General features: G+C 56.4%; 10 protein-coding genes and 1 pseudogene. 8 read left to right on the top strand and 3 right to left on the bottom strand.

The features are described 5' to 3' along the window. Window positions 1-33 precede the first annotated feature (33 nt). Both ACR0DE_RS08200 and ACR0DE_RS08205 read left to right on the top strand, forming a co-directional pair. On the top strand, window positions 34-1,041 hold the full coding sequence (locus tag ACR0DE_RS08200; RefSeq protein WP_480562333.1) for a glycosyltransferase family 2 protein: 1,008 nt from the start codon (window positions 34-36) through the stop codon (window positions 1,039-1,041). Further along, window positions 1,034-1,645, top strand: coding sequence for a class I SAM-dependent methyltransferase (locus ACR0DE_RS08205; protein WP_170735385.1), 612 nt, complete (start codon window positions 1,034-1,036; stop codon window positions 1,643-1,645). Before ACR0DE_RS08200 ends, ACR0DE_RS08205 begins: the two co-directional genes overlap by 8 nt. A 124-nt stretch (window positions 1,646-1,769) precedes the next feature. Here the strand turns inward: ACR0DE_RS08205 and ACR0DE_RS08210 are convergent, their stop codons facing one another. The 3 genes from ACR0DE_RS08210 to ACR0DE_RS08220 are packed head-to-tail and all read right to left on the bottom strand — an operon-like array spanning window position 1,770 to window position 4,772. Continuing rightward, window positions 1,770-2,768, bottom strand: coding sequence for an ABC transporter substrate-binding protein (locus ACR0DE_RS08210; RefSeq protein ID WP_170512179.1), 999 nt, complete (start codon window positions 2,766-2,768; stop codon window positions 1,770-1,772). Beyond that, window positions 2,747-4,114 (bottom strand): sensor histidine kinase, encoded by a 1,368-nt coding sequence (locus ACR0DE_RS08215; protein ID WP_170563588.1) that lies wholly within the window; start codon window positions 4,112-4,114, stop codon window positions 2,747-2,749. Before ACR0DE_RS08215 ends, ACR0DE_RS08210 begins: the two co-directional genes overlap by 22 nt. Further along, window positions 4,104-4,772 (bottom strand): response regulator transcription factor, encoded by a 669-nt coding sequence (locus ACR0DE_RS08220; RefSeq protein ID WP_170420955.1) that lies wholly within the window; start codon window positions 4,770-4,772, stop codon window positions 4,104-4,106. Before ACR0DE_RS08220 ends, ACR0DE_RS08215 begins: the two co-directional genes overlap by 11 nt. A gap of 108 nt (window positions 4,773-4,880) precedes the next feature. Here ACR0DE_RS08220 and ACR0DE_RS08225 point away from each other — a divergent pair, with 108 nt between their 5' ends. From ACR0DE_RS08225 to ACR0DE_RS08250, 6 genes and pseudogenes are all read left to right on the top strand, one after another. After that, window positions 4,881-5,858 carry a tripartite tricarboxylate transporter substrate-binding protein gene (locus ACR0DE_RS08225; protein WP_170391824.1) on the top strand — a complete coding sequence of 326 codons (978 nt, stop codon included), beginning with the start codon at window positions 4,881-4,883 and terminating at the stop codon, window positions 5,856-5,858. A 66-nt stretch (window positions 5,859-5,924) separates the two neighbouring features. Then, window positions 5,925-6,407 (top strand): tripartite tricarboxylate transporter TctB family protein, encoded by a 483-nt coding sequence (locus ACR0DE_RS08230; protein ID WP_170401217.1) that lies wholly within the window; start codon window positions 5,925-5,927, stop codon window positions 6,405-6,407. 1 nt (window position 6,408) lies between these two features. Continuing rightward, the gene (locus tag ACR0DE_RS08235; RefSeq protein ID WP_480752516.1) at window positions 6,409-7,920 is read left to right on the top strand and encodes a tripartite tricarboxylate transporter permease; all 1,512 of its coding nucleotides are present in this window, start codon (window positions 6,409-6,411) and stop codon (window positions 7,918-7,920) included. Next, a complete protein-coding gene (locus ACR0DE_RS08240) occupies window positions 7,910-9,097 on the top strand; it encodes a CaiB/BaiF CoA transferase family protein (protein ID WP_480752518.1) in 1,188 nt (395 codons plus the stop codon). The genes ACR0DE_RS08235 and ACR0DE_RS08240 overlap by 11 nt, the downstream gene beginning before the upstream one ends. Further along, on the top strand, window positions 9,094-9,867 hold the full coding sequence (locus ACR0DE_RS08245; protein ID WP_480752520.1) for a citryl-CoA lyase: 774 nt from the start codon (window positions 9,094-9,096) through the stop codon (window positions 9,865-9,867). Before ACR0DE_RS08240 ends, ACR0DE_RS08245 begins: the two co-directional genes overlap by 4 nt. A gap of 444 nt (window positions 9,868-10,311) precedes the next feature. Continuing rightward, window positions 10,312-10,596 (top strand): annotated as a pseudogene (locus ACR0DE_RS08250) (IS5/IS1182 family transposase); the annotation flags it as partial. Between the last annotated feature and the right edge of the window lie 320 nt (window positions 10,597-10,916).

Below are 10,916 nucleotides of genomic sequence, written 5' to 3' on the forward strand. Positions count from 1 at the left end.
AGTCCGACACCGGCACAGGCAAGAGAACAACTTATGACGAATGAGACCTTTCTCATCGTAACAACGATGAAAAACGAAGGGCCTTTCATGATCGATTGGGTGGCCTACAACCACGCAATCGGTTTTGATGACATTCTGATTTATACCAATGATTGCGCTGATGGTACCGATGCCATGGGCGAACGGTTGCAAGTGCTTGGCTGGGCTCACCACCAACGAAACAGACTGGGTCCGCGCGCCGCGCCGCAGGTTCGTGCATTTTCGCTTGCGCGGAACCACCCAAGCTATCTGTCTTCGGATTGGATTCTCAGTTTGGATGTGGACGAGTATATCAATATCCGTTTGCCCAATAGTGATATAAGAAGCCTCGTTGAGGCCAGCGGCGTGGCGGACGCGATCTCGATCTGCTGGCGCATGTTCGGAAACGCGGGTCAGAACGATTTCGTTGATCGACCTGTACCTGAGACTTTCTTTCTGGCCGCCACCGAAGACGGCTATCCGCATCACCGGACCAAAGGGTTCAAAACGCTGTTCCGCAACAACGGAAAATTCAGCCGTTTTCGCGCCCATCGTCCCAGGATCAATCCAGAAGATGCACCGAACCCTGACGCGCCATACGAAGGCGTGTTGTGGCGGGATTCGGGCGGGAACCTCTACCCAGCAGACCAAGTGAAATGGAAAGCATGGCGTGGTTTCAGCCATGAATTCGCGCGCATTCATCATTATGCTGTGCGCAGCACTGATAGCTTTTTAGTCAAGCGCGACCGTGGGCGCACCAATCATGTGGGGCAGGATCAAGGGCTCAAATACTGGCTCATGATGAACCACAATGATGTTGAGGATCGCTCAATTCTGGAACACATGCCGGCTATGCACGACATCAAAGCTGAGATGATGGCAGATCCGCAATTGGCAGACCTTCATCATAAAGCATGTGAGTGGCACAGGTCGAAAGCCGAAGAATTGAGAGCCAGACCGGATTGGGTTGATCTGGTTGAAGCGTTGCAAAATTCCTCAACCGGAGAAGACGTCTATGGGTGAAGCTGTATCTGCTGAGGATCGCCGCAAGAAGCAAGCTGAGCAGCGCGAGCGGAAGGATTCCCTGCGGCGCGAAATGCTCAAGACCATGCCGCATGGACGGCTGAGCGTTGAAATTGGCGTTTGGAAGGGCGAATTTTCGCGGATTCTGCTGGAAGAGCTACAGCCCTCGAAATTGTGCCTCATCGATCCCTGGCAAGTACAGCAAGACCCGGATGGCGGTGCTTCGCTTGCCGGAGCGCGCTCGCAAAAGGATATGGATCGAATTTACGAGGCAGTGACGGGCAAATACAGCACCGAGATTGCCAAGGGGCAAATTTCGATCATTCGCGACTATTCGCAACCGGCGCTGAGTCTGTTTGAAGATCAAAGCATCGGGTTTGCCTATTTGGACGGCGACCATTCCTACGAGGGCGTAAAAACGGATCTGGATGCTTTGCTGCCCAAGATGATCGAAGGCGGCGTAATCATGCTTGACGATTATCACAGGCGAGGGTGGTGGAAAGATGACGTGATGCGTGCGTTCCACGAATTCCTCGGGGCACATTCTGCGGGGCTGCGGCTCAAGGCCATCATGGGGGCGCAAGTGGCCGTCGAGAAACTTTGAGCCGAGATCATTTTTCTGATTATAGATTCGTGCGAAGTAACCTGGGCTGGCTGATGTCTTCCAGCGTCAACAGAGTTAAGCAACAAGTTCAGCGATGACGGATAGGGTTGATGTCTAAGTCCGATCATCTTTGAATAGCGGCACTTTCCCAGGCAGACAGGAACTTTCTGCGCTTCAGCGTATCGAGGAACGTCAACAGCGCAGGGTCCAGCGCTATCGCTGCGCTTTCGGTCGTGGAATCCTGCGTGTCCAGAAGTGGCAGTGCTGCCATTGATTCCGGATTCAGCGTGGTCAAGTGCCGGACAAAGGTTTCCGCTTCCTCCGGCAAGCGGCTTTTGCCAGTTACCATGGCGGTTCGCATCATCGTCGTCTGAAAATCCGAAGGCAGAATGATCTGAAGGGCATCCTTTCCTTCTGTTCGTACCGCCGCATAACTGCCAAGCACGTTGTAGGCCACCGCGATTGTACCATCCGCCAGGTCGTTAATCATGTCGCCCGAACAACAATACAGCCGCACGTCCAGGCCGCCCAAAACCTCCATCAAGCGCCAATAGGTTTCCGAGGCGCGGGCGTCCTGCGTCGCGAACAAATAGCCCAATCCCGACTGGCGCACGTCATAAGTGCCGACTTTGCCCCGAAAATCATCCGGGCGGGCGCGCAGCGCTTCGATCAGTTCCTGCCGCGTTTGCGGCATTGGTTGTCCTTCGAACGCGGTGCGGTTGACAACGATGGTTGCGGGTTCCGAAGTGAAGGCGAACAGGCTTTGATGCCATTGCGCCCAAGGGGGGTGCGGAAGATCGTTAAGCGCCAGCGCATATCCGTCATTCGCGAGCTTCAGTTGCAGGTCCATCGCGCTGGAAACGACAACGTCGAACGCTTCTGGCGTGGCTCGGACGCGTCGGTCGATATCGGCCGTGCCGGTCACCAGATATTCGACCGATATCGCTGGATTCTGGGCGACGAAATCCTCGATCAGCGGCGCAAACAGGGCGGTATCGGTGCTGGAAATGACCCGCAGTCGGGGGCCGTCGGCACTTTCGTTGAATATTTGTCGGTCTTCCCAATCCTGAGCCCCTGCGCCGCTGGCGAACAGGCACAGGATCAGAGTGACAAGATAACGCATGCGCCGCCCTCCGCTTTGTTTGACAGTACCAGCGTGCCGCCATGGGCGACCGCGACGTCCTGGGCAATGGTTAGCCCGAGGCCCGATCCGATGGTTCCCGCCGCGTTCTGACCACGTTCGAAACGTCTTGTGAGCGTTTCGATTTCATCTGGCGGAAAGCCTGGCCCCTGGTCACTGACCGTGATCCGGGCTGTGGGTGACCCTGCGACATCGATGACTACGGTACTGTCCGCTGGCGCATATTTAAGCGCATTGTCTACCATGTTCCGCACCGCATTTTGGATGAGGATGGGGTCGCCCGAATACATGACCTGCGGATCGCCGCTCAAAGCAAGCGAAAGGTCTTTCATTTCAGCGATGGGCGTCAAGCGCTGGACAAGCTCACGGATCAGAGTCACCAGATCGATATCCTCGCGCTCCAGATGGTCGGCGCGGAATGTGATCATGGCGTGATCCAGTAGTTGCCCCGCAGCCCTAGAGCTTTCGTCGATGGCGCGCATCATTGATCGTAACGCCTCGCGGTTGTCTTCTCTCTCGACCCGTTGCAGCGTCGCCTCGGCATAAGACCTGACCGTTGCCAGCGGGGTGCGGACCCTATGGGCGGCCTCGGCGATAAAGTCCTCGGATTGGCTGAGAGACTGGTCCAGGCGTCCCATCAGCGAATTCAGCGATGACACCAAAGGCGCCATTTCACGCGGTACTGGTTTTTTGAATGGGCTGAGATCTTGCGGTCCCCGACGGGTGACGGATGTCGTTAATCTGTCGAGCTGGCCGATGGTGGCCGAACTCACCCAGAAGGACAATACAGCCGCAAGCACAAAGAACCCCAATCCCAAAAGGCCGGCATTGCGTGAGATTTGATCCAGCGTCTCCGACAGCGCATCTTGGGTCTGTCCCAAGGCCACTTCGATTTCTGTCTGATTTCCCAGCCCAACCAGTGTGCGGCTGGCACTGACCTGACGAACGTTTTCACCGCGCACCTCACCGAAGCGAAAGGTCCACTTTCCATCAGCGGGTCCTTGAGTTGGGGTCAGGTCTTCGTAGCCGGACAGGAACTCGCCATCCTGAAAGATCGCATAAAACACTCGGTCGTCCGACGGCGTGCTCAGCATTGAAAAGGCGGCATAGGGGATATCGACTTCAAGCTCGCCTCCACGCAGCGCCGCGGCATCGAGGATCGAGGTGACTGAGGCACCCAGAATGTTGTCCTGACCTTGCTGGGCAACCTGAACTGCATAGTCGCGGACAGCAAAGAACAGCACGAGGGCCAGAATCGCGGCACCGCCGATTAGCGTTAGCGCAAGACGGTTTCGCAGTGATCCGGAAACATTTGGATTAATTGCCATGATCCAGCCTGTAGCCCAAACCGCGCAACGTTGTGATCCTGAGGTCCGATTTTTCCAGATGCTTACGCAGTCGTCCAACATACACCTCGATGGCATTGTCCGAAACATTGTCGTCGTAGGAGAACAACCGGTCCGCCAGCTTCTGCTTAGAAAACACCTGACCGGGGGCGTTGATCAGCAGTTCCAACAAGCGCAGTTCGCGGTTGCGAAGCGAGACGATGTCGTCGCCCACCGTCAAATGACCCGCAACCGGATCAAAGACGACGCCGCCAATTTCAATCGTCGTTTTGGTCTTGCCGGATTTGCGTCTCAGCACTGCGCGGCAGCGCGCCTCAAGTTCGGCATGGTCGAAGGGCTTGGTGACATAATCGTCCGCCCCAAGATCGAGTGAGCCGATTCGATCCGACACTTGACTGCGGGCGGTCAGAACGATGACAGGTGTGTCCAGATGGCTGGCGCGATGCCGTTTGAGGAAATCGCGCCCGTCCCCGTCGGGAAGCATGATGTCCAGCAGGATCAGGTCATACTCATCGATTTCAACAAAGGCCACAGCATCTTCTATTTTCTCTGCGTGATCAACCACATGCCCGTCAAGCCGCATGCGCGAGCTTATGGCATTGGCGAGGTCCAGATTGTCTTCGACCAAGAGGAATTTCATCGGGATCCAATAGTAATTTCACCCATGACAGGTTGATGTCAGGTTGATGTGTTTAGGTTTCGAATAATCTGAGCCGCACTGCGGCCGGTTGTCAAACGGGAGGAATTCATGACGACAATCAAACTGGGCCGTCGCGCCCTGATCGCGGCTGTGACCGCTATTGGTCTGGCTGGACCGACTTTCGCTGAAGAGGTCGTAGATAGCATCCACTTTCTGATCCCCGGTGGCGCAGGGGGCGGCTGGGACGGCACTGCCCGTGGCACAGGTGAGGCGCTGACGAATGCGGGTCTCGTGGGAACTGCATCCTACGAAAACATGTCGGGCGGCGGCGGTGGTAAAGCCATCGGATATCTGATCGAAAACGCCGACAGCAACCACGGCACGCTCATGGTCAACTCGACCCCGATCGTGATCCGCTCTCTGACCGGAGTGTTCCCGCACAATTTCCGCGACCTGACACTGGTCTCGGGCACGATCGGTGATTACGCGGCGATTGTTGTGGGCAAAGACAGCCCCATCAATTCAATGGCGGACCTGCTAGCCGCGTATGACGCCGATCCAAGTACAACGGCCATCGGCGGCGGTTCTGTGCCGGGTGGGATGGACCATCTGGTCGCGGCGATGGTTATGGAAGCGGCAGGCAAGGACGCTTTGGGCGTGAAGTACATCCCCTATGATGCAGGTGGCAAAGCGATGGCCGCGCTTCTGTCCGGTGAGATTGCCGCGCTGTCGACCGGTTTCTCGGAGGCTGTCGATCTGGCGAATGCGGGTGAGGTGAAGATCATTGGCGTCACCGCGGAAGAGCGCGTGGATGCAGCCCCTGATGCGCAGACCATGAAAGAGCAGGGCATCGACACAACTTTCGTGAACTGGCGTGGGTTCTTTGCTGCTCCTGGTCTGCCAGAGGACAAGCTGGTCGCTTATCAAGAAGCCATCGCCAAGATGTATGACACACCTGAATGGGAAGAGGTCCGCGCCCGTAACGGTTGGGTGAACATCCACAACTCGGGTGCTGATTTCCAATCGTTCCTGGAACAGCAGGAAAAGCAGATCGGCGATCTGATGAAAAAGTTGGGTTTCCTGTAAGGATACCTCGGGCAGAGCGGGCAACCGCTCTGCCTCAACCAACAATAAATCAAAGGAGGGGGAAACATGGCGCTGGATCGCTGGATCGCGCTCGTTTTGCTGGGCATATGCCTGACATATGGCTACACCGCCTGGTTCACGATGGATGGCAGTCTGCCCCCCTTCATGCAGCGCAACCCCATTTGGCCGAGCACCTTTCCCAAGGTGCTGTCGATTTTGGGGATAATTGCCACAACGATTATTCTGCTGGGATTTGAAAAGGCTGAGCCCAAAGAGGCTGATATCGATTATCGGAGGCTGGGCGAATATCACTTGGGCCAGGCGCTGCTGTTGCTGGCTTTGATGGTTGCCTATGCGCTGTGCCTACGTCCGGTTGGATTTCTGATCTCGACATCCGGGTTCCTGATCCTCGGTTCTTTCATTCTGGGCGAACGCAAATGGCACGTCATGCTGCCGGTTGCCGTAATCGCTACAGGTTCAGTCTGGTACCTCGTGCAAGAGGTTCTTGGCATCTACATGCGACCCTTGCCGGGCGTTTTCGGAGGCTGACATGCTTGAAGGATTGTTGATCGGCCTACAAACGGCATTCTCCATCCAAAACTTGTTGATGGTCATAGCGGGCTGTCTGATTGGTACATTCATCGGCATGCTGCCCGGTCTTGGGCCGATGTCGATCATCGCCATTATGATTCCGGTCGCCATTTCGATGGGCGATCCGTCCGCCGCATTGATCCTGCTTGCCGGTGTCTATTACGGCGCGATCTTTGGTGGCTCGACATCTTCCATTCTTCTGAACGCGCCGGGGGTCGCGGGAACCGTGGCCTCAAGCTTCGACGGCTATCCGATGGCTCGTCAGGGCAAAGCCGGGAAGGCGCTCACAGTTGCCGCTATCGCCAGTTTCGCCGGGGGTACGATAGGCGCGCTGCTGCTGATGATCTTTGCGCCTGCATTATCCTCGGTCGCACTGCTGTTCCACTCGGCTGAGTACTTTGCCTTGATGGTAGTGGGTCTGTCCGCCATCGCCGCTTTTGCGGGAACCGGGCAGGTGGCCAAGGCAATTGTCATGACCATTCTCGGGCTGATCATGGCCACCGTCGGCGAGGGCGCGCTGTTCAACTTGCCGCGTTTCACGATGGGGATCATGGATCTGCAGTCCGGCTTTGGTTTCATCACGCTTGCAATGGCGATGTTTGCCCTGCCCGAAGCGCTGTTTCTGGTTCTCAAACCCAAGGACCTGCAAGGCGACGAAGGCGAAATCAAGGACCTGCGCATCACAGGATCCGAGGCAAAGGCCATCGCTCCGGTGGTTGGTCGCCAATCTGTGCAGGGTTTCTTTATCGGTGTGCTTCCGGGGGCGGGGGCAACGATTGCCAGTTTCCTTGGCTATGCGGTTGAACGCAATATTGCCCCGAAAGAAGAGCAGGAAGAGTTCGGCAAAGGCTCGATCAAAGGTCTGGCAGCACCCGAGACAGCTAACAATGCTGCCTGTACCGGTTCCTTTGTTCCGTTGCTGACGCTCGGCATTCCAGGTTCCGGAACTACGGCCATTTTGTTGGGCGCACTGATCGCGCTGAATGTGACACCGGGTCCGCGCCTGATGATCGACGAGCCACAGGTATTCTGGGCTGTCATCATGTCGATGTTCATTGGCAATCTGGTGCTGCTGATCCTGAATCTGCCGTTGATCCCCTATATCGCCAAGGTGCTTGCAGTACCGCGCAACTATCTGATTCCGTTCATTTTGTTCTTCACCCTCATGGGGGCCTATATCGGGCAGAACAATGCCACGGAACTGCTGATATTGGTCGGCTTCGGCGTCTGCGCCACAGCACTGAAATTTGCCGATTACCCTCTGGCACCGCTGCTGATCGGTTTCATCCTTGGTGGCATGATGGAGGATAACTTTGCCCGCTCCATGCAGCTGTATGACGGCATCGCCTTTATCTGGGAACGTCCGATGACGCTGGGCCTGTTGGTGATTGCCCTCCTTCTGGTGCTGTTGCCCAGTTACCGCGCACGTCGCGCCAAGGCGCGAGCGGCAGGCGTGGCCGATGGCGACTGAGCCACTTTCAGGCATCCGGGTTCTTGACCTGACTAATGTCCTGGCCGGGCCGTATTGTTGCTACCAACTGGCCCTGATGGGGGCCGAAGTGATCAAAGTCGAACGCCCCGGCAGCGGAGATCTGGCCCGTGTGCTGGGGGCGGATCCTGATCGGAACAAGGCCGGCATGGGCATCAGCTTTCTGGCGCAGAATGCAGACAAGAAATCCGTGACTTTGGATATGAAGGCTGATCGGGGAAAGGCTCTGCTCAAGCGGCTGGTCAAGACTGCCGATGTGCTGGTCGAGAACTTCCGGCCCGGCGTGATGGACCGGCTTGGGCTGGGGTATCAGGTTCTGCGCGCCGAGAACCCCAGACTGATTTATTGTGCCATCAGCGGGTTTGGTCAGGATGGACCACGCCGGGACGATCCGGCCTATGACCAGATCGTGCAGGGGATCAGCGGTGTCATGTCAATCACAGGTGCGTCGGATACCGCGCCTTACCGGGTTGGCTATCCTCTGGCAGATACCGTCGGCGGGATGACGGCGGCCTTTGCCATAAGCGCGGCCTTGAATGCCAACCCGCGCGGGGCATTCGTTGATGTCGCAATGAGCGAGGCGGTGGTTTCGACCATGGGGTGGGTGGTGTCCAACTATCTGGTCGGTGGCGTGACTCCTGCGCCGCATGGGAACGAAAACACAACGTCGGCCCCGTCCGGAACTTTCGCCACATCCGACAACCCTATAAATATCGCCGCCAATCGCGACGAACAATGGCATGCGCTCGCCCAACATCTGGGCCGCGCCGACCTTTTGATGCATCCGGACTACCTAACCCGCGAGGATCGCAAGACCAACCGGCATGAATTGCGCCAAGAACTGGAACGCACTCTTTCTACCCGTCCAGCCAGTGATTGGGTCCAAGAGTTGAATGCGTTGGGTGTACCGGCCGGGCCGGTGATGACGGTGCCGCAGGCTTTGTCCGACGACCAACTCTCAGGTCGCGGGCTGATTGGAACTCTGTCGGCGCACGGAGAGAGTTTACGCCTTGCGGGCAGCCCAGTGGTCATTGATGGCGCACGCTGCATGCCACGATCCGCACCACCGGATCTTGGGGCCGACAACCTCTCGATTTGGGCCGAGCTTGGACTGTCGGACGCAGAGATCGAAACGTTGCGACATGAGAGGGTGATATGAGCGATGTTGCCGATTGGTGGCGCACCGCCATCATCGATATGGAGCCCGGACGCATTGAACTGCGTGGCCAGCCGATTCAAGACCTGATCGGCAATCTGGGTTTCGCTGAAATGATCTGGTTGATGGTGCGGGGTGATAGACCGACACCTGCGCAGGCTCGATTGTTCGAGGCCGCTTTGGTCGCCGCCGTGGATCACGGCCCGCAAGCCCCCTCGATCGCGGCTGCACGAATGGCGGTGACCTGCGGGCTGTCTCTTAACAACGCGATGGCGAGTGCTGTTAACATGCTGGGTGACATCCATGGTGGTGCCGGCGAGCAGGCGATGGAGCTTTATCACTTTGTAGACGCCCATGCCGAAGGCCCAGAACAGGCATTGGACGACTGGATTGCCGAACGCGGGAAGATACTGCCGGGTTTCGGGCATCGGTTCCATACACCGACGGACCCGCGCGCACCCCGGCTGATGGCCCTGGTTGCTGATGCAGTCGAACAGGACGCCTGCGAGGGTCGGTTCATGAAAGTCGGGCAAGCCGTGGAAACCGACCTGATGCGCCGGAAAGGCAAGCCGGTGCCGATGAATATCGATGGTGTCACGGCAGTGATCTATGCAGAGCTAGGCTTTGCCCCTCCATTGGCACGAGGTTTGTTTTGCCTTTCGCGGTCGGTCGGTATTCTGGCCCATGCCTGGGAGCAAACCCAGCAAGGCGGACGCAACAAAGGTCCTACGCCGCCCCACTATCGCTGGACATATCTACGCAATGGAAGTTGAGTTATGCCGCCTGTCGTTCCTCATGGCTTCGGATTCCTTTTATCCAGATTCTGAAACACAGCGACATAGTTTGTCGCCAGCGCCTTCGCTTTTCAGCCAACACCGTCTAGAACTGCGTAGTACAGGAGCTGGATAATTTGGGAGAAATGACGTCGCAGCTGACACAGGTAGGACCGGCATAGCGTGTTGTCGTTTTCCAGGAAAATGCGCACAAGGCGGAAAACGTAATCGCCCTAAGTCAATGATCTAGAGTGAATTGGAGGCGAGTACCGGAATCGAACCGGTGTACACGGATTTGCAAGTCGTCTCGCTATTATTGAAAAACAATAGGTTAGGTGTAAAATGGTATCAGGACAATGCGAGAACATCTTGTGAACCTGATACTGCGACCAGTTTTGCGGGAGGTGCGACATGAGCGACATGAGCGACATGAGCGAGCTTCGCCCCTTCCGAGAAAATGCCCAACTTTGGAAGCCAACCAGGGCGGGCGCAATAGCGCGCAACGAAGCAGTTAGAGCCTGCAAATATCTCGGGCGAGCATTGTGGCGAAAATTGACCGGATATCACCGAAGAAGCCGCGCTGAGACAAAGATGAACTGCGTCAAACTGCTTGGCCAACACCTCATGGTCCGCGACTTCGATCGGCAAGTCGCTGAGCTCTATGTTCGGATCACAGTGCTCAACCGTTACACCGCTCTTGGCATACCTCTCACCATGCTCGAAGGATAACTCCGTCCGGGGAAAGGGGCAGTCCGTTCACACCCGGATTTGTGCAACAAAGCCCATGTGATTCGATATTCATCGTCTCTATGTGGTTAAGAAAAATTGAAAAAGAGGGGTATTTATCATATTTAATTCAGCAACTTAGGCGCCAACGCCTTGTAAAACCTCCAACAAAAATATTGACGAAAGGAGTTCTTGCTTCGTACCGTCAGATCAGTTCAAGCGATCCTTTAGTAACCGCAAAGGTGAAATCTGAGGGTTGAGAAAGGGGGCCTCCTACAGAGACTTCTCTATGGTGCGTTTTTTCGCGCACAATATAGAACCGT

It is taken from the genome of Ruegeria sp. C10 (assembly GCF_056537805.1).

What these genes read in the sequence shown, in the direction of transcription:
- ACR0DE_RS08200 (WP_480562333.1), top strand. Translation starts at nt 34, where the DNA reads ATGACGAATGAGACCTTTCTCATCGTAACAACGATGAAAAACGAAGGG.
- ACR0DE_RS08205 (WP_170735385.1), top strand. Translation starts at nt 1,034, where the DNA reads ATGGGTGAAGCTGTATCTGCTGAGGATCGCCGCAAGAAGCAAGCTGAG.
- ACR0DE_RS08210 (WP_170512179.1), bottom strand. Translation starts at nt 2,768, where the DNA reads ATGCGTTATCTTGTCACTCTGATCCTGTGCCTGTTCGCCAGCGGCGCA.
- ACR0DE_RS08215 (WP_170563588.1), bottom strand. Translation starts at nt 4,114, where the DNA reads ATGGCAATTAATCCAAATGTTTCCGGATCACTGCGAAACCGTCTTGCG.
- ACR0DE_RS08220 (WP_170420955.1), bottom strand. Translation starts at nt 4,772, where the DNA reads ATGAAATTCCTCTTGGTCGAAGACAATCTGGACCTCGCCAATGCCATA.
- ACR0DE_RS08225 (WP_170391824.1), top strand. Translation starts at nt 4,881, where the DNA reads ATGACGACAATCAAACTGGGCCGTCGCGCCCTGATCGCGGCTGTGACC.
- ACR0DE_RS08230 (WP_170401217.1), top strand. Translation starts at nt 5,925, where the DNA reads ATGGCGCTGGATCGCTGGATCGCGCTCGTTTTGCTGGGCATATGCCTG.
- ACR0DE_RS08235 (WP_480752516.1), top strand. Translation starts at nt 6,409, where the DNA reads ATGCTTGAAGGATTGTTGATCGGCCTACAAACGGCATTCTCCATCCAA.
- ACR0DE_RS08240 (WP_480752518.1), top strand. Translation starts at nt 7,910, where the DNA reads ATGGCGACTGAGCCACTTTCAGGCATCCGGGTTCTTGACCTGACTAAT.
- ACR0DE_RS08245 (WP_480752520.1), top strand. Translation starts at nt 9,094, where the DNA reads ATGAGCGATGTTGCCGATTGGTGGCGCACCGCCATCATCGATATGGAG.